At 67.0% G+C, this 18,390-nt stretch carries 10 protein-coding genes; 9 read left to right on the forward strand and 1 reads right to left on the reverse strand.

The genetic code is table 11. The features are described 5' to 3' along the window. Positions 1–46: 46 nt before the first annotated feature. The 8 genes from ACIBJI_RS41240 to ACIBJI_RS41275 all read left to right on the forward strand — a co-directional run bounded on the left by ACIBJI_RS41240 (position 47) and on the right by ACIBJI_RS41275 (position 16,355). Positions 47–829, forward strand: coding sequence for a hypothetical protein (locus ACIBJI_RS41240; protein WP_397088567.1), 783 nt, complete (start codon positions 47–49; stop codon positions 827–829). 20 nt (positions 830–849) lie between these two features. Then, positions 850–1,893: a DUF2278 family protein gene (locus ACIBJI_RS41245; protein WP_397088569.1), complete on the forward strand. Its 1,044-nt coding sequence runs from the start codon at positions 850–852 to the stop codon at positions 1,891–1,893. A gap of 103 nt (positions 1,894–1,996) precedes the next feature. Next, positions 1,997–4,945 (forward strand): DUF6603 domain-containing protein, encoded by a 2,949-nt coding sequence (locus ACIBJI_RS41250; RefSeq protein WP_397088570.1) that lies wholly within the window; start codon positions 1,997–1,999, stop codon positions 4,943–4,945. Continuing rightward, on the forward strand, positions 4,942–7,782 hold the full coding sequence (locus ACIBJI_RS41255) for a hypothetical protein (protein ID WP_397088571.1): 2,841 nt from the start codon (positions 4,942–4,944) through the stop codon (positions 7,780–7,782). Before ACIBJI_RS41250 ends, ACIBJI_RS41255 begins: the two co-directional genes overlap by 4 nt. Further along, on the forward strand, positions 7,782–12,080 hold the full coding sequence (locus ACIBJI_RS41260; RefSeq protein WP_397088573.1) for a hypothetical protein: 4,299 nt from the start codon (positions 7,782–7,784) through the stop codon (positions 12,078–12,080). Before ACIBJI_RS41255 ends, ACIBJI_RS41260 begins: the two co-directional genes overlap by 1 nt. Before the next feature lie 13 nt (positions 12,081–12,093). Continuing rightward, positions 12,094–13,761: a hypothetical protein gene (locus tag ACIBJI_RS41265; protein ID WP_397088575.1), complete on the forward strand. Its 1,668-nt coding sequence runs from the start codon at positions 12,094–12,096 to the stop codon at positions 13,759–13,761. Position 13,762: 1 nt separating this feature from the next. Further along, positions 13,763–15,187 (forward strand): hypothetical protein, encoded by a 1,425-nt coding sequence (locus ACIBJI_RS41270; protein WP_397088577.1) that lies wholly within the window; start codon positions 13,763–13,765, stop codon positions 15,185–15,187. Between the two features lie 220 nt (positions 15,188–15,407). Next, complete coding sequence (locus ACIBJI_RS41275; protein WP_397088585.1) at positions 15,408–16,355, forward strand: tyrosine-type recombinase/integrase; 948 nt, start codon at positions 15,408–15,410, stop codon at positions 16,353–16,355. 25 nt (positions 16,356–16,380) lie between these two features. On the opposite strand, the gene ACIBJI_RS41280 is transcribed toward ACIBJI_RS41275, so the two are convergent. Beyond that, on the reverse strand, positions 16,381–17,460 hold the full coding sequence (locus ACIBJI_RS41280) for a tyrosine-type recombinase/integrase (protein WP_397088579.1): 1,080 nt from the start codon (positions 17,458–17,460) through the stop codon (positions 16,381–16,383). Positions 17,461–18,066: 606 nt separating this feature from the next. Between ACIBJI_RS41280 and ACIBJI_RS41285 the strand changes: the two genes are divergently transcribed. Then, positions 18,067–18,390, forward strand: a 324-nt coding sequence (locus ACIBJI_RS41285; RefSeq protein WP_397088581.1) for a YhjD/YihY/BrkB family envelope integrity protein, incomplete at its 3' end; no start/stop codon positions are given.

Below are 18,390 nucleotides of genomic sequence, written 5' to 3' on the forward strand. Positions count from 1 at the left end.
GTTCGGGCTGCTCTCAGCCATCTGAGGCGTGAAAGGAGAACGCCTGATGTCCATCTCGTTCGATCGAGGTTCCGTAGCCACCGAAATCAAGATCAACCTGGCCGACGGTCCAGATGCGGCGCTCGAAGCGCTCCACCTGGAGAAGGGGAAGCCGCGCACGGTCTGGTTCGCCGAAATCTCCAGCGGACGGCGATCGTTCGTGCCGCTCCTCGATGCGCGGATCATCTTGCGCCTGCGCAGCGACAAGGAGGCCGCTGATTCGACGGTCAAACTTCGGCCGTGCGATCCGGCGCAGCTGATCGAACCCTGGACTGCGGGCTTCGAGCTCGAAGCGGACTGTTTCGAGTACAGGATCGAGGCGGATCGTTCCGGGGACCGGGAAGTACTCGCGGCCTCGGCGGTCGCGGAGATTGCCCCGGCAGTCGTTGCTCGAATCGCGGCGGGTGAGGCCGGACCTGAGACAGCGTTCGATGCGCACCAGCGGCAACTGCTGCAGCAATGCGGCGAAATCCCGAATGCGCTTGCCGAGCCGCTCGTCGCGCTCGGTCCGATCGCCGCAAGCAAGTGGAAACGTGTGGTCCTCAACGGATTCGACGGCAACGAGGTCGCCGCCGAGCGGTGGACCGTCGGCGATCTCGATTTCCTTGAGCTGTCGATTCGCCTCGATCCGGGTGTCGATCCGGTGCCGGTGCAAGCTCGGTTCGAGGCAGCCGTCGCGGGTTCGGGGCTGTCGATCAGCGACGCACGTGAACCCAAGACACGTCTCGTTCTCGAAGCGTTGGCCATGGCTGTCGGTCGGCGCGGCGTCAACGCATCTCCTGCGGTCTGACATCTTCGATCGGAGTCGACATGCCCCTCGCGAACTACGGACTGATCAAGGGACGTCCGATCGGCGCCGTCCCCGGTTCGGGGGCCAACCCGCACTACCAGGTCCATCTCGTCGACGATCGCGTAGACTACCGCATCGCCGTCAATGTCGCATCTGCGCTGAGCCCGTCCGAGGTCGAATACCTCGTCGACCCTCGATTTGCCCACCCGTTGCTGGCCGAGCTCGAAACGATATCGCCGGGGTGGCACCCGCTCGACGCGAAGCCCGGTGGTCCCGGTGTGGACTACATCCGGTCGAATCTCTTCGACCCGCGGGCCATGGTGCCACTGCCGTTCGACGTGCCCGGGCAGGACAACGACCTCAATGAGAAGATCGGGCACTACGTGCAGCGCGCGCTCGGCGACGAGGCTGCGTACCTGTACGCCTTCGGGGAACGTTGGGGACCGGAACTCGACAAGAAGGACAAAATCTTCGGCTTCATGCCGGGCAACGGTGTGCACGACATTCACATGAATCAGGGCAACGTGGGCAGGTTCGCCCGTGACGACGGTGTCTACCAGGACGGTGGGCTCCTGGTTCACTTCCCAGGGCAGAACCAGTGGGTCGTAGTATTTCTTAAATTCCAGTCGCAGCCTTGGCACACCGACGACGGCACAGGTCATCGCATCCGGCCGGCGGAACCCGCTGCCGTCGGCACACCGTCGCGGCCATTCGATCCCACCTTCCCGCCGACCGCAGAATCTCCCGATGGCGCGGTCAGAATTGTTTCGGCGCTGGCGAATTCGGCCGGGGATCCTGAGATTGAGACGGTGACGCTGCTCAACGCGACCGGCGCGGCAATCCTGCTCGACGGATGGAGCCTGCTCGACCGGGACAAGAATTCGATGCCGATCACCGGGACCGTCATGGCCGGAGAGACCGTACGGATTCGGCTGGTGGCCCCAGTGATATTGCCCAACAGGGGTGGTCAGATCACACTGCTGGACGCGAACGGGCTGCGTGTCGACGGCGTCGCCTACACCCAGCGCGATGTGTCGCTGCCCGGATTTTCGGTGGTCTTCTGATCGACATGGACGGCGCAGCCAACCAAATCAAGTAGTCGACTACTCATGATCGCAGTCGCTTCCAGCGCTAGTGTCCTCGTTGTCGGGGAGGAATGGGGTTGTCATGGCCGACACCAATGGTGCTGCGCTGCTGCAACTGTTGCGGAGCAGTTTGACGTCACTGCTGACCGACGCGCTCACCGAGCTTCGGCAGGCGGGAGGACTGGCGCAACTAGGGAAGGCCGGACCCGAATGGGCGGGATCCGGATTCGAGGATCGCTTGCTGGCGCCGATCGTCGACGGCGGTGCCGCGGCGAATCCCGTGACCGCCCGCGTTATCGGCGCATTGCGCAAGCTCACCCAGATCCAAGGTCGGCAAGCCACGGCAGGCCTGCTCGGCTGGAACCCCGACCCGGCGAACCCGGCGGCCGAGCGTGGAATCGCCTGCGCCGTCCGGATCGAGGCCGACAACGGCGGCTTCGCCGCGGTCATGGCCGTCACGATGGACGCGGGCGAGCCGCGGATCGACATCCTGGCCAAGGGGCGCGCGGCGCAATCCGCAGCCCTTGCGCTCGACGGCGAGTGGTCGCTCAGCGCGGGCGGCCACGTCACGGACGTCGTCGAGATTCGCCTTCCGCAATCCGGCAGTGCCACGGTGAACCGTGGGTCGAGTGGCGACACGATCCGAATAGATCTGTCGCGCACGGAATCTGCGCCGCCGGGGCGCGACCCTGGCATCGACCTCGGCGCTACCGCCTTTACCGCAACGCTCACGATGATCGGCGTCAGCCCCGAATTGACCGGCGGTGTGCAGATCCGCGGCGGACAGGTACGCATCGCGCCCGGCGAAGTGTCCGCCGTGGTGCCGCGGATCGCACCGACGCCGCTCGACGTCGATCTCGCACTGTCCAGCTCGACCGGAGTCGACATCGCCGGCAGCCCGACGCTGACCGTGCGCTTGCCGTCGAGCGCATCCTTGCCAGGGGTGAGCACCGGGCCGCTTGATGTGGAGCTGATACCGAAGCTGGATCAGCCGCCTCGCATCGACGTGCGCGTCAGCTGCGCAATCGCTCTCGATCTTCCCGACGTACCGATTCACCTGAGCATCGACGGCAACGGTTTCGAGTTGCCGTTCCGACTGGGTGGCCCGGCACTGGCCTTCGATCCGCTCGAGTTGCTTCTGCACACACCGACCGGCGCCGCAGTGGGGCTGTCGCTGCCGATCGTCAAAGGATCAGGACGGCTGTCGCACACCGACGACGGTTACAGCGGGATGCTCGCGGTGGCGATGCCACCACTGGCGGTGAATGCGCTCGGTGCGCTGAACGTGCGCACCGGAGCATTCCTGCTCGTCCTCGGCTCGGTGTTCCCGCCGCCCGGTATCCAGATCGGTTTCGGATTTGCGATCACCGGTGTCGGCGGCATCGTCGGGGTCGGCAGGCGCATCGACCGGGACGCGCTGACCCGCTCGGTGCAGGACGGGAGCGCTGCCTCGTTGCTGTTTCCTGCCGATCCGGCAAAGGCCGCCCGAGATCTCGTGCCGATGCTGGATCGCATGTTCCCAGTGTCACCGGGCTCGGTGACCATCGGCCCGATGTTCCAGATCAGTTGGGGTGGAAGGCTACTCACCGGTTCGGTGGCGTTGGTCGTCGAGCTGCCAGATCCGGTCCGGTTGTCCGTTCTCGGCAAGATCGTGCTGGCGGTGCCCGACCCAGCACTGCCCTTGATCAAGCTGCAGATCACGTTCTTCGGCCAGATCGACCCGTCGGTGCCGAGCCTGTCGTTCCTGGCCAGCCTGACCGATTCGAACATCGCAGGCATCCCGATCACCGGCGACATGTTCGTCCTCGTGCGGGGCGGCGCCGACGCCGACATCGTCGTCTCCGCGGGCGGATTCCACCCCCAGTTCGATCGGCCCGCCGGCGTGCCCGCGCTCAACCGTATCGCGATGACATTGGCGTCGGGTCCGATGCTGCAGTTGCGCTGCACCGCGTATATCGCGTTGACCTCGAACACGTTGCAGTTCGGGGCGTTTGCCGAACTGGTCGCCGAGGTCGCAGGCTGCGGTCTGCGCGGTCACCTCGGATTCGACGTGCTGATCCAGTTCTCGCCGTTCCACTTCATCGCCGAGATCTCGGCCGCCATCGCGGTGGAGGTGCTGGGGGAAACCCTCGTCGGGATCGCGCTCGACTTCTCGCTCGAGGGTCCCGGACACTGGCGTGCCGCGGGTCGGGGACGCGTCGACCTGTTCTTGTTCAGCGCCTCGTTCGATTTCGACGAATCGTGGGGTGGATCGATTCCCGCCGCGCCAGCCGCGCCGAATGTCGGCGAGATCCTGACCGCGGCGTTGCGCAAGCCGGATGCGTGGCGGGCGAGCGCGCCCGACCCGGCCACCACTCCGGTCCAGCTCACCGCAGCTGCGGGCGTGGCACTGGCCGACGGCGGTGCGTTGCATCCGCGCGGGTCGTTGTCGGTGCGGCAGAAGGTTGTTCCGCTCGGTATCGAAATCGACCGGTTCAACCGCGTTCCGATTACACCGCAACGGTGGGATGTGGTCGATCCGGTTCTCGGCGGCGGCCGGCCCGCCCCGACAACCGGGGAGGAACGCGAGCAGTTCGCCCCCGCCGCGTTCCTGACGATGACCGACGACGCCCAGATCAGCCGTCCCGCCTTCGAATCGTTTCGTGCCGGGCTGAAATTGGTGGCGGGCGAGGTCGTGACCGGTGAGGAGCGCGGAATCGACTTCGAATACGAAACGAAGGTCATCTCCCGGCATGTCAGCACCGGCAGTTCCGCTGTGCTGAACATCGGCTCACTGGTCGCGGCGGTCGAGCGGGTGGCAGGTGCCGGGATCGATCACCCGCTGTGGTGGCACACCGGCCTCGAGGCGGTTGCGGTCTCCGACGGTCCGACGTACGCGCTCGTCAATGCGTGGTCGTTCACCGAAGCGACCGATATCGCACCGGTGTCGCGCAACGCGACCGAGCTGTATCAAGCGGTGGTCGCAGCGCGATCGGCCGACCCGCGCCGCGTCGTCGAAGTGGCGCAAGCGTGGGAGATGGATGGCGCATGAACAGGATTCGGTTCTCCTCCTGGGCTCAGACCGCGGTGGGCCAGGCGATCGACGCGACGGACGGGCCGGGTCGGCTGCCTGCGGCGAAATTCACGCCCGGACTGTCGCTGGTGGATCCCACGGGCGACTTGACGCCACTGACCGTCCCTGCACCGATGGCGATGCTCGGCCCCGAAGGGGTCGCCGACCTCGACAGCAGCCGCGCCGTCGTTCGGACCGATCCGTCGGCCGGGGCTGCCGATGTCGAAGACAACTACCTGGCTTCGGTGGATCTGCGACCTGTCGAGTTGCCGTGGATGTTCACGCCGGCGAAGCCGAACGCGGGTCGGCTCCGACCGTGGATCGTGCTCGTCGTCGTCGAGGTGGCCGCCAGCAGAGTGACGCCGGGCGACCCGGTGCCGACCTTGAGCGTCGGCGCCGACCAGCTCCCCGATCTGTTCGACTCGTGGGGCTGGGCCCATGTGCAGCGCGCGGACAACACGGCCGACCAGGTGGCGCGACTGATGTGTCCACGCCGATTGCGGGAATCTACCAGGTACCTCGCCTGCATCGTGCCGGCGTTCACGTATTCTGCTGCCACGGAATCGTATTCACCGGCATGGCAGATCGGCCAGCCAGAACCGGTGAACCTGCCGATCTACTATTCCTGGGAGTTCGGGACTGGCCTGCGCGGTGACTTCGAATACCTGGTTCGACGGCTGGGGCCCGCGCCGAAGGAGCAACTGACCAACCTCGGCACGGTGTTCGTCGACGTGCACCAACCCTGGGGCGCCGACATCGCCCTGTCTGGTGCACCAGCGCCTGCCCCGTATCCGGTGCCCGGTGCGCTGGGTCAGCTGGACCTGGACGGGCCACCGAAAGCCGACCTTCCCGATGCTGTTACAGCGGATTTCGTCGCCCGGATCACCGACCAGTGCAACGCTGCCGCGGGGTTGCTCGACCAACAGGGCGGCGGCGATCCGATCGCGGTGGCACCACCGATCTATGGCGGGCGCCACGCCGTCGTCGACAGGATCGAACCCGGCGGCGGCCAACCTGTGGCGTGGGTGCACGAGCTCAACGCGTCCGTCCCGACCAGGATCGCGGCTGGTATCGGCGCCGAATACATCCGGGCGCAACAGGAGTCGCTGATGGCGAGGGCGTGGGAACAGGTCGGAGCGATCCGGGAGGCCAACCGCCGTCGCGCGCTCGGCCAACTCGCCGAAGGCGTGACCGCGGCCCTGCACTTCAAGCATGTCGCGACACTGGGTGCCGGCGAGGCGGTTTCGTTCGCTGCACCGACTGCTTCCCGTATCCGGCCATGGGGCCCGTCGGGCCCGCCGCTCGCGACCGGGATCGAAGTCAGTGTCATGCCGACCGCGGCGGCGTCGACCACTTTCGCCAGGATGGTGCGTCCCGGCGGGCCGATCGCCAGGGGCGCCGCCGTGCACTCGCACGCCATCATTGAACGTGCCGTCTCCGGCAACATCGCGGTCCCCGCGGCGCGGCCGGTGCCGTCGTTCACGGTCGCCGATGCTGCGCCAGCGGCCCCCGCAATCGCGGCAGGCGCCGTTGCAAAGGCCGCTGTGACCGCGCAGCGATCGGCCGCCGCGGTCAGCGATCTTGTTCGGTTGCAAGCAATTTCGGACATCGCCCAGCTCAGTGGGCTACGGGCGGTCGCGGAAGCGCTGACGGCGAACCTGGCCGAGTCCGGTGTCGACGTGGCCACGATGCGGATCGGCGACATCACGCAGCTGCGTGCGGCGGTCGTCCCGCAACTGGCGACCGTGACGGCGGGAGTGGCCGGCGCGCATGCGCAGCTGACCAGGCCGACCGCAGCAGGTACGGCGGTGACGGACATCGGCTTGCAGTTGAACGCGGAGGACCTGCGGGGGAATATCATTGCCGCCCTTGCCGCTGGTGATCGCATCGTCCGCGCTGTCGCGGCCCAGATCAGCGTGCCTGAACGGCTGGGGGATGCGATGTCCCTGACACGTGTCATGGACCATCCGACGTTTCCGGCGCCGATGGCGTTGGCATTGCGCGACTTTGCGCCGAACTGGTTCCTGCCCGGCATCGCGGACTTCCCCGCCGAATCGGTGACTCTGTTGGCGGTGAACAACGTCTTCGTCGAGTCGTTTCTGGTCGGGCTGGCACACGAATTCAACCGCGAATTGCTCTGGCGCGAGTATCCCACCGACCTGCGAGGGACGCCGTTCCGGCGGTTCTGGCCGACCGCTGGCGGGGAACCCGACATCGACGAAATCCATACCTGGACTGGGCCGCTCGGCAACCATCTCGCACTGGGCGAGAACAGCATCGCGGTGCTACTGGTGCGCGGCACGGTGGTGCGGCGGTTCCCGTCGATGGTCGTCGCAGCCGCTCCGGCCGTCGCCGCGGTCGCGGGTGCTCAGCCGGTTGCCGACCAGGACCCGGCATCATGGCGCGCGCCGCTGTTCGCGCTGCCGATCGACGAGCAGACGATGGTATACGCCTTCGAGGTCCCACCTGACGAGTTGCGCGCCCTGCCGAGCCAAGAGGACGGCGGTTGGTTTTTTGCATTCCAGGAGAATTCGACCCGCATCCGGTTCGGTTTCGACCTCGGCGACGACGGTGACGGTGGTCGCAACGACGAGCCGGACCCGCCGTTCACGACATGGGACGACCTGACCTGGAGCCGGATCCTGTCGGCCCATCCCGACGGTGCTCGGTCCTTCGCTCGCGCCGACGCAGTATTCGCCCCGCCGCAACACCCCGGCGACAGGGCGTGGAACGTCGACGCCACCGACGTCGCCCGGATCACGCTTCAAAAGCCCTTCCGGGTGCTCGTCCACGCCTCGGAACTGGTGGGTCGCTGATGCCTCTCAATGTCGGTATGCAGGCGCAACGCCGGGCCATCCGCACAGCCCTTCGCGAGCGGGAGGCGGCGTGGCGGGAATTGTTCAACTCGCAAGCACAAGCCGACGATCTCGAGGCGCGAGTGCGGACAATCCGTCCGGACTTCGCCGCTTCCATCTTCGGCCAGCCGTTCGTCGAAGCACGAACCGAGGCCGTGAACGGGAAGACCGCTGCCGCGACCCGTGCCGAAGCGGCCCAGCAACAGGTCGAGGCAGTCGAAGCGGCCTGGGATTCGGAAGCCGCGAACGATCCGCTGTTCCCCGACGGCCCTGGCGACCTGCCGATCATGTTGCTCCCGGTGCGGATCGAAACACTGTTCCGGCCAACGGACTTGGGTGGCGCGGAATTGTCGATCCGGGTCTATCCGGATGACATTCACATCGACGCTCATGAAACCGGGCTGACGCCGGCCGAACGCGCTGCAGGCGTCAGGTACTGGCGTGTCGCCGGCGACCCAGCTGGTACTGCGGATGCGCACGCCGCGGCATGGGCCGATGTGGTTGCCGCAGTTGGTCAGTCGCGCGGGCTGTGGGCCGTGGAATCCCTACGTGAGGGTGGCAACGACCTCGGCGCCAAGGACACCACATGGACCAGGCCGCCACTCGCTTCGCTCCTGCCGCACCACTTCACCTTCTCCGGATACCGCGAGGGCCGACTGATGTGGCGGGTCGACGGCGAGGCGCTACCTGAGCAACTGCCCGCCGGTTTCGCCCCACCGGGCATCGAGCAGGACGACAACGGCGGCGGTGCGCGGAGTGCAGTGCCGTGGCAGGCGGGCAGCAGATGGCTGGTCGACTTCGACGCCGCAGTCGCCGCGGGCATGGCGGTGCGAGTGCCGTTGACCGACACCAACTTGCACTACGACCTGGTGACCGTGGTCGGCATCGGTGCCGCCGACCCCGACACTGCGGCCGCAGCGGTTCAAGAACTGCTCATCGCGCACAGCTACACCGACGGGCTCTCGGTGCTGCCTGCCGGAACACCGACGAACAACACACCAGGCAGCCGATCGGGTTGGCAGTCCCGGCCGCAGCTGCGCACTCCCGACGAGGCGGACGGCGCGCGCCAAGGCTTCGCCGGCGCCGGGCTGGAATCGCCCGCCGCACGCATGTCGATCGCACTCGGCGTCGATCTCACCGAAAGCCTTGCGCCGGCGCCCGGCGCGCTGTTCGACTCCGACGACCTCGCGACCACGGCACACCAGTTCATAGCGGGCCTCATGGGAGACCTGTCGCTGGATTGGCTGCCGCTGGGGGCGGGCCTGGGGGATTCGTCGGCGGATATCGATTTCCTGGTCGAATACTTCACCGGCGCGGTGCGCAGCCGGGGTCTGCTGCCGGTGCTCCGAATTGGTCGGCAACCGTACGGGGTGCTCCCGGTGACACCGCTGGACTTGTGGCGGGGACACGACGTCGACGATCGCATCGCGTTCGTGACCGCGTCGGTGCTGTCCTACTTCAAGGAGAATCTGCACCGAGCGCCGCGGGTGGGGACCGGCCAGGACCAGGATGCCGCGATCCTGGACCTGCTCAGCCGTCGCCCCGCCTCCGTCCGGCTGCGCTACGCTGACGACCTGCACCTGGAATTCCTGAAGGACCGCCCGTACCGGATCTACCCACCCGCCACTGTCGGCATCACGATGGCCGACATGAACATCCCGTTCTCGGCACGCGGACCGATCGGGACAGCGCCCGGCGGTTTCGACTTCACTGCCGCGATCGACCCGACCCCCGAACTCCTCGCGCTCGTGGCGACTCGGCCACTCCAGGCGTACGCCGACGTCGTCACCGGCACACAGGAGTTCCTGGCCGGCGCCCAGCCCGGCGCCGACTTTCCGCCGGAGTTGGTCGAGAAGATGGAGGCGGTCAACGCCAGCGCGAGCCAAATGGATCCGGCGACCAGCGGGCTGTTCTACCAGCTCGCGCTTCCGTTGTTTCGGACGATGTGGTGGATATCGGTGTTCTTCCGGTTCCCGTCCGGGATGCCCGACGACCATCCGGCGCGCCCGATGGCGCTGGCCTTGCAGCGGTCCACGGAAGCCGCGCTGCAGCTCGAGGCGTTGGCCGCCGATCGCCTCGCGGATCTCGAGCGGGCGTTGTGCGAGTGCATGGACACCGCATCACACCGGGTCGACGCGTGGGCCACGTCGCTGGCCACCGTACGGTTGATGGACATTCGAAGCGACACCCGGACGGGCCTGCGCACCGGCGCCTACGGCTGGGTCGTCGATCTGGAACCATCGGCACCCGGCAAGGGGCCCGAACGCGACGGCTACATCGTGACCCCGTCGCTGCACCATGCCACCACTGCCGCGGTGCTGCGATCGGGCTGCCTGGCCCATTCCGATGCCGCTGCGTTCGCGGTGAACCTCACCTCGGCGCGGGTCCGCTCCGCGAACCGCATCATCGAGGGAATCAAGCAGGGGCAGTCGCTGGATTACCTGCTGGGCTACCGGTTCGAGCGGGCGCTACACGATCGCTCGATGGACCACTTGATTCCGGCGTTCCGGGCGCGCTATCCCATTGCGCCCCAGGTTGACCCGGACGCAGCCGAGGCCGAGGCCGCGCGGGCGGCCGTGGCGGCGCGCAATGTCGTCGACGGGCTCGCATTGAGCCGCGACCGCGTCGCGTTCGACTCGGGTCAGCCGACGGTGCCGCTCGGGCCGGAACTGGCCGCGGTGCGTGCGCTGATCGCCGATCTGGACGACACGTTCGACGCCGTCGGCGACCTTCTGCTCGCCGAAAGTGTGCATCACATCGTCGGTGGCAATCCGTTGCGGGCAGGGTTGGCTGCGGACGCCGCAAGCCGCGGACTGCTGCCCGACACATTCGAGGTCGTGTCGACGCCGCGCAGCGCCGACACCGTGTCCTACGCGCTCGGTGCCCTGCTCGACGATCACCTCGATCCGGGCAGCGGGTGGAACTCGACCAACGGCCTTGCCCTACTCGAACCAGCACTGGAGAACTGGTGTCGTGCCCGGCTCGGGTCTCCAGGAGGGTGGGTGTTCCGTTGCCGCCGTGCCGACGGGTCCATCTCCACCGCAACACTTTCCGATCTGCCGATCGGCGCGTTCGAGACTGTGCGGACGATCGATGCGAGTACGACTTCGACGTTCGCGCGCCGACTGCTGGCCGCCTCGAGCGCCACGGAGTTCACCGACGACGACGCCGGCTCCGGCCGCTATGCAGAGCTGGTCACCCTCGCAGAGTCGTTGCGGACGATGATCGCCACCAGCGCACCGTTGTCGGCCGCCCACTTCGACGCGGTCGCCGACCCGTGGGCGGGCGCCGACCTCGCCGAGCTGGGGGCGCGCGTCGGCGCGTGGTCGGCACGGGTGAGACGGTCGACCGCCGGGCTCCGCGTAGCGGCGGCGGCGGCCCCGCCGGTATCGTCCGAAGTTGCAGCGGCCACAGCGGATCTCGTCGGCTGCGGCATACCGTTGCCCGTCGATGCCGACCTGTCCGATACCGAGCAGTTGATCCGGGGCGCTGCCCAGCTAGTGGCGGCGATCGACGCAAAGCTTCCCGACCAGCTCCCGCCGCCACCGTCCGGGCCTGACATGGACTCGACCACGACGATCGAGTGGATCAGCAAGGTCACCGCACCGGTCGCCGGCCTTACCTGCGGAGGCGTCCCGGTGCTGCCCCGAATCACGTTGGCCGGCACCGGTATCGGTGACCTGCTGGCGGACGAACACCGCCCCCCCGAGGCGGCCGGTGACGAGCTGGCCGACTGGATCCGAGACGTCGGCCGGGTCCGCCCCGCGGTACGGTCGCTCGACGACACGCTCGCTGCCGCGGAGCTGGTCGCAGGTGTCGCAGGCGCCGGGTACGTCGTGACCCAGGCGCCTGCCAGCGCACGCCCGCCTTGGATTGCGGTGCATCGCGGCGGCGCCCGGTCGTGCGCCGTGCTCGTCGTAGCTGGCGTGCCGACCAACGACCGGATGACCGGTCTTGTCGTCGACTCGTGGTCGGAGGTGCTGCCGCGGGAAGGCAAGCAGCCAGGGACCGCCGACGAGGTGGCGGGTATCGCTTTCCACACCGCTCGCCCCGACGCAAGGGCACCGCAGGCGATTCTGCTGGCGGTGCCGCCCGACCGCAACCGAGGCTGGCATATCGAAGATGTCCACGGCGCTGTGGAGGAGGCGTTCGAACTCGCGCAGGTACGCGGGATGGACCTCACCGACCTGCCGGAGCTGCGCGGGATCATGCCACCCACCTTCGAGGGCGGCGACTTCACCGTCAACCTGCCAGCGTAGGCGAGGAGCACCCATGCCTGTCCGATTCGAACCCCTGCCGCGCGACCCGGGCGTCGATGACGGGGTCGCCGCGCGCGTGCACGATGCGCTGTGGTTTCTGTGCCGACAATGGCAATTCGGAGAATTCCAGGGGCAGGACGCCGCGTCGATCGCCATGGTCGACGTCGACGTCGACACCCACCAGCTCGACCTTTGGCGAGCCGGCACCGACGGCGACTGGCAACCGTACAACCCATCGGCCGCGCCGCTGGAACGAATTGTCGAGCAGGAGCCCGGCGACCCGGCGGTCGATCCTGCGCTGCGCACTGCCGGTGGCGTCCGGCTGGCGCGCCGGCTCGTCGCAGCAGGCATCGCCTCCGGTCCGTGGGCCGCTCGCTACGCGTTCGAACCGACCGAACCCGAACGGGCCGCGCGCGGCGTGAACCGGTTGTTGCGCAGCCGAATCGGCGACGGCACCCGGATCGCGACCGGGTTGCGCCGACTGCTCGATCAGGCCACCGCAGCCACCGAAGCGGCCGCGCTGGGTGTGGCCGGCGGCCAAACCGTCGCCGTCAACGCCCTCGCTGCGGACTGGCTGCGCTGGTGGGACGAACGAGCGCCGGCGGCGGAACCGGTCGCCGACCGGATGCCCGCAACGTGGGACGACCACCGGCTCGAGCACGGTTTCGCGGTGCGGGCAACAGGATTGCCCGGTATCGAGTTGCGCGCCACCGAGTACGACGGCGGCAGGCTCGACTGGTGGTCGATGGATGTCGCGACCCGCGACGACGATCGGGGATCCGGAGCGGACCCGATCGCCCTGCCACTGCGCGGCATTCCCGCGCCGGCAAGTTTCGGCGGAATGCCGTCGTCGCGATTCTGGGAGATGGAGGACGCCAAGATCGATCTCGGCGCCGTCGACACTGCCCCCCACGACCTGGGGCGGCTGCTGATGGTCGGTTACGCGACGGTCTACGGCAACGACTGGTATGTGGTTCCGGTGCGTATGCCGATCGGAACGCTTTGCCGGATAACGACATTCACGGTGACCAACGTGTTCGGGTCGACCGAGACAGTCACGGCAGCCAGCACTGACAGCGCAGAGTTCAATCTGTTCGGGCTGTCGGATCCGATGCAGCCCAGCGGCGCCAGCCCGTGGTTCCTGCTGGCACCGGCTCTGCCCGGATCGCTCGAAAGTGCGCCCGTCGAGCATGTCGTCATCGCGCGCGACGAAATGGCGAACCTGGTATGGGCGATCGAGCAGCGCATCGAGGACGACGCCGGGGCGCCCTACGACCGATACGACGCGATGACGCGGCCGAGCGTACCCCTCTCGGGCGTGATGCCCGCGTACCACGTTGACGGGTTCGTACCCGAATTCTGGTACCCGCTCGCCCCGGAGCATATCGACTCGGAGCGAGAGGCGGTGCGGCTGAGTCTGATTCCGCTGGCACGGCGCACGGGCGCCGACGACGTCACCAAAGCGCTGCCGTTGGGCAGCATCCTCGAAGCCGCACGAGGCGGGCGCGGGTTCTGGTTGCACGAAGAAGAGGTGCCCCGTTCCGGCGTCGACGTAGTGCGCTCGCACCAGCGGGCCCGCTGGCACGACGGTTCGGTGCACAGCTGGACGACTCGACGCAAGGGCACCGGATCGGGCGAGTCGTCGAGCGGGCTGCGTTTCGACACGGTGACGGGAACCTGACATGGCAATCGGGCAGAGCACCTGGTACTTCAGTCCGCAAAGCCTCGTGGCACGCGTCGACATCGTGAACGGCGAGCCAGTCTGGACCGGGCCCGCCGACCTGGAAGAAGTGTTCCCCGCGCTCGTTCACGTCGGCGTGTATCGGGACCGGCTCAAGCAGTTCGCCAACGTGCACGTCGGCGAGATCACATCGGTGCAGCAGACAGCGCTCGACGAAGCGGTCTTCGACGTCACCGTCAACCTGTTCCGGGACGGCATGCAAGGGGACATGACTCGTCGCATCCGGCTCGATCTGGCCACCGGCAAGGTCCTTGAGTACCCCGCCAAGTTTGGCGGGGTGTCCAGCAGCGGCTGGCGCGAGTATCGGATCTTCGACAAGACCGCATGGCAGATCCTCAACACGATCACGAGGCAGTTCATCGTCCAACACAACTGGGCCGACCCGGTTTTCGCGCTGCCGAGCGGGCAGCAGGTCGCACTGCCCGCCGATGGCACCACTATCGGCGTCGACCGCGGCAAGCTGTATGTGAAGACCGCCGAGTCGGCGTGGGCCTACCATGTCTTCGATCTCGACAACCGCACCACCGACGGCGTACCGAAAGGCATGAACGACGACATCGAGAGCCCGAAGGGCTTCGACCCGATGTTCACGATGATCACCGACCCCGACACCTGGCGGCTGCGCGGTCCGGCACCGGAATTCGACCGCGAGCTGATGACGGCGATCAACTTCACCGCCCACGAAATCGGCACGACCGCAAAGGTTCTGCTGACGGTGCTGTACGCACAAAGCGGCTTGCGGACGGCCGCGTTCCATCCGGCCGGGCGCTACGGCCTACTGCAGATGACCGCCGAACAGTTGGCTGCCGCGGGCTGGGAAAGGACACCCCACGACTACCTGAGCGCCGCGTCGTTGCAGCTGCCCGTGATAGCGGCCCACCTGAAGAACCTGGCCGTCCCATCCGACACCGACGAAGCCGGCCTAATGCTGTCCTACCTGCTCGACCGCGGGTTCACCCCCGACGATCTGACCGCACCCGTGGCAGCGCCGGGCGGCCCGAGGCCGGAGGTGTGGGCTCGCCACGGCACCGCGGACATGGACGGCGACGGCGTACTCAGTCCCGAGGATCTGCACAGGTACCTGCGATCGATCCGACGCGAACCGCGACTGGTTGAGGTCAACAGCCGGATGAGCAGGCTTTCGGCCGTAATTCCCGACTGGCCCACGCTGACCGAGGTCAACGAAGGCGACGATATGGGCATCGTTCGTCCGAGCTCGAGGTCGTTGGGGCTGCTCATCGATATCGTTGCGCTGCAACAGGAACCGGGATTCGACCACGAGCAGGTGGTATCGATCGATCCGCCACCGGGAACGCTGCAGCACCTGGTCGACCCCGTCGAGATCAAGGTCAATTTCGAGGGCTGACCCTCACCAAATCCCAAGGAGCCGAACATGTCGCATTCTGTCACCCGTATTCAGGCCGGGAACCATCGCCGGTGAATTCGACGAGTTCACAGAGTACAGATTCACCGCCAAAGTGGACGGCCAGGTCTCTAATGCGTTTGTCAAGCGGCAGTAGTGGAGCGAGCGGCATGGTAGCTTTCGCTGCCGACCACTGAAATCGTCACCACCCTTCTGCGGCGACATCAGTCTCGGCGCTGCAGCCAACCTCCGCTGCCTCGGCGAGGGGCGCAAACACCGCGCAGTTCCGCTGACCACTCCCACACAGCGGGTGCTGCGCGTCTGGACCGCCGAACGAGCCGGCGAAGCCCCTCAGCCCTTGTTTCCGACCCGCACCGGCCGACGGCTCAGCGCCGACGCTATAGAACGCCTGGTCCGCCGACATGCGACCACCGCAGCCCAATCCTGCCCCAGCATCCGGCCCGCCGACCTGCATCCACACGTCCTGCGACACAGCTGCGCGATGGCATTATTGCACGCTGGCGTCGACACCGCTGTCATCGCACTCTGGCTCGGCCACGCCGACATCCGATCCACCGGAATCTATCTGCACGCCGACATGACCATCAAGCAACGCGCACTCGACCAGACAATTCTGCGCAAACGGCTCGGCCACGACCTGGCCGAGCACCATCGACTGCTGCCGCGGTTCGTCGCCTATCTCGGCCATATCGGGGCGCCGACAGTCACGATCAACGCCGCAATGGACTGGGCCCTGGCACCCGAGGTCGATGCGGCGACCTCGAACCCGGCGCGCCGGATGACGATCGCCCGCCGCTTCGCCCAGCACATGGCCGGGCTGGACCCGCGCACCGAAGTCCCACCACCAGGGTTGATCTCGTTCCCTCAACGTTGGCATCCGCCGTTCATCTACACCCGAACCGACCTGGAAACACTGACCACTCAGGCGCGACGCCAGGTCCGGGGTCGGCTGCCGGCGGCCACTCACTCCACGATGCTGGGCCTGCTCGGCGCCACCGGTCTGCGGGTCGGCGAAGCGATCCGCCTCGACCGCACCGACATCGACTGGACAGACCAAGCACTGCTGATCCGAGAATCGAAATTCGGCAAATCCCGACTGGTTCCGATCCTGCCATCCACCGTCACTGCCCTGCGCGACTACTCCAGGTAGTCGGTAGCAGCCTGAGACAACCGGCTCATCGTGGCGCTCCGGGCCATTCGGCGGCGATGTCGCGCAGCGTGGAGAGGTCGACCTTCGCATAAATCGCGGTCGTGGCCAGGTCTCGGTGGCGAAGGACCTGGCTGATATCGACGAGCGGAACTCCGCGGCGCAGCATTTCGGTGGCCAGCGAGTGTCGCAGCCGATGAGCGCCGACGCGCGGCAGACCCGCCCGATCGCAGGCTCGGCGGGTGACATCGCTGACCAAGTCGGCGCGGATGCCGCGCAGGGGCGCTTTGCAGGTCACGAATACCGGGCGCAACGTCGTCGTCGGCCGGACAGCGGTCAGATAGGCGCTGATGGCCTCCCCGACGTCGAACGGCATCGGCATTGCATCCTCGCGGGACGCTTTGCCGCGCAAGATGATCCGCCCGCCCCGCCAATCGATATCGCCCACTTCCAGGCGTGCGACCTCGATCGAGCGCAGTCCCAGCCTCGCGATCATGGTCAAGATGGCGTAGTCGCGGATCTGGACCGGGTCATCGCGGTCGCAGGTGTCGAGTAGTCGCTGGACCTGCCCAGCGGTGATCGACTTCGGGATGCCGGTGTCGTGCCAGCCAGCGACCGGCGGAACCGCCGAAGTCAACGGGTGTGGAAGCAGCCCGCGCAGATACAAAAACTTCAGCAGCGACCGCAGCTCTGCGACACGGCCTTTGATCGCGCCGACGCTGACTCGCGGGCTTTCGGCAAGCAGAAACGCGACGATGTCCGCGCCATCCAGTTCGCCAGGTCCGCTTGCTGCCTCGGCCAGGAACCGGCGGGCCAGGCTCTCGTAGCGGACGATCGTGGTCGCCGCTAGACCTCGGTCGCTCACCAGCCATGCACGGTATTCGCCGATCAAGGGGTCCAGTGGATCGAGGACGACTGGCGGATCTGTCAGTAGCCCTTCCGATTTCAGGAAGTCGATGAGCGGGTTGAGGCTCTTCGCGGTCGGCGGGTGGCGCATCGCTTCGCAACAGACCCTGCGGAATTCCTCCAGAGATTTCGCGGTCAGCTGCTCTGCCGTCACGTCCTGCTCGATCATCCAGCGTCCCAGATCGCCGATGATCTGCAACATGTTCCGCGGCCGATCACACGGCAACGGCGAATGACCACAAACTCACCACCGGCGGCATTGCCCGCCAAACCTGCGCGGCCCCCAAGAAATTCGCCCTCGCCGACGCCTGACCCCCGCCTGCGCGGCCCGGGTCCCCCAGGACCAGCCCTGGGGACCCGGGCACCGCACCCGGTTTCTCGTCCGACTCGTTTGGCGACAAAGGCCATGTGCGCGAGGTTTTCGGCTGGACCGCTGAGGTTGGGTCGGGTGCCGTTGATGACGACTGCCCGCGCTGGACCGCGCTGCTGGCACCGGGCAGCCTGCTACGAGGCAGCGCGCACACACACCCACATCAACCCCCAGGAGCTCCCCACACGCCTCGAGGTCGCAGGCGTCGATAATTCCTTGCCGGACAACGGTATTGGTCAAGACACGACCGTCGCAGACACTCCTGCGCGGTAGCGAGCTGTGTAGAACGTGGTGATCGATCGGCTCGAAGGTTCGCGGCCGAGCCCGTACACGTCTGCGCCACAGGGGATGGATCGAAGTGCAGCGGGTGTATCAGCAAGCGGCCGTGTGTTTTCGGTGAGGGTGTCTGGGTATCCGGTGCTGGCCGGGAGGTGGTGGATGACTGTTGAGCGGGTGTCGGGCCCGATGGATCTTCGATGGAGGTCTTGGCGTGGTGCGCTGTGGCGCACGATCGGTGCGGTCTGGTCGGACAAACTCACGGATTGGGCTGCGGCGCTGACCTATTACAGTGTGCTGTCGCTTTTTCCGGGGCTGATGCTGCTCATTGCGGTTCTCGGCATGCTGGGCTCCAGCTCGACGGATTCGCTGATCGACACCGTTGAGCAGCTCGGACCCGGTAGTGGTACAGCACTTTTGGTCGATGCGATCAAGAATCTGCAGAGTGCGCGTTCGCTGTCGGGGCTTTGGCGGTGGCGGGGTTGG

It is taken from the genome of Nocardia sp. NPDC050408, from assembly GCF_044458905.1.
Classification (GTDB): domain Bacteria; phylum Actinomycetota; class Actinomycetes; order Mycobacteriales; family Mycobacteriaceae; genus Nocardia.

What these genes read in the sequence shown, in the direction of transcription:
- ACIBJI_RS41265 (WP_397088575.1), top strand. Translation starts at nt 12,094, where the DNA reads ATGCCTGTCCGATTCGAACCCCTGCCGCGCGACCCGGGCGTCGATGAC.
- ACIBJI_RS41280 (WP_397088579.1), bottom strand. Translation starts at nt 17,460, where the DNA reads ATGTTGCAGATCATCGGCGATCTGGGACGCTGGATGATCGAGCAGGAC.
- ACIBJI_RS41245 (WP_397088569.1), top strand. Translation starts at nt 850, where the DNA reads ATGCCCCTCGCGAACTACGGACTGATCAAGGGACGTCCGATCGGCGCC.
- ACIBJI_RS41240 (WP_397088567.1), top strand. Translation starts at nt 47, where the DNA reads ATGTCCATCTCGTTCGATCGAGGTTCCGTAGCCACCGAAATCAAGATC.
- ACIBJI_RS41255 (WP_397088571.1), top strand. Translation starts at nt 4,942, where the DNA reads ATGAACAGGATTCGGTTCTCCTCCTGGGCTCAGACCGCGGTGGGCCAG.
- ACIBJI_RS41250 (WP_397088570.1), top strand. Translation starts at nt 1,997, where the DNA reads ATGGCCGACACCAATGGTGCTGCGCTGCTGCAACTGTTGCGGAGCAGT.
- ACIBJI_RS41260 (WP_397088573.1), top strand. Translation starts at nt 7,782, where the DNA reads ATGCCTCTCAATGTCGGTATGCAGGCGCAACGCCGGGCCATCCGCACA.
- ACIBJI_RS41270 (WP_397088577.1), top strand. Translation starts at nt 13,763, where the DNA reads ATGGCAATCGGGCAGAGCACCTGGTACTTCAGTCCGCAAAGCCTCGTG.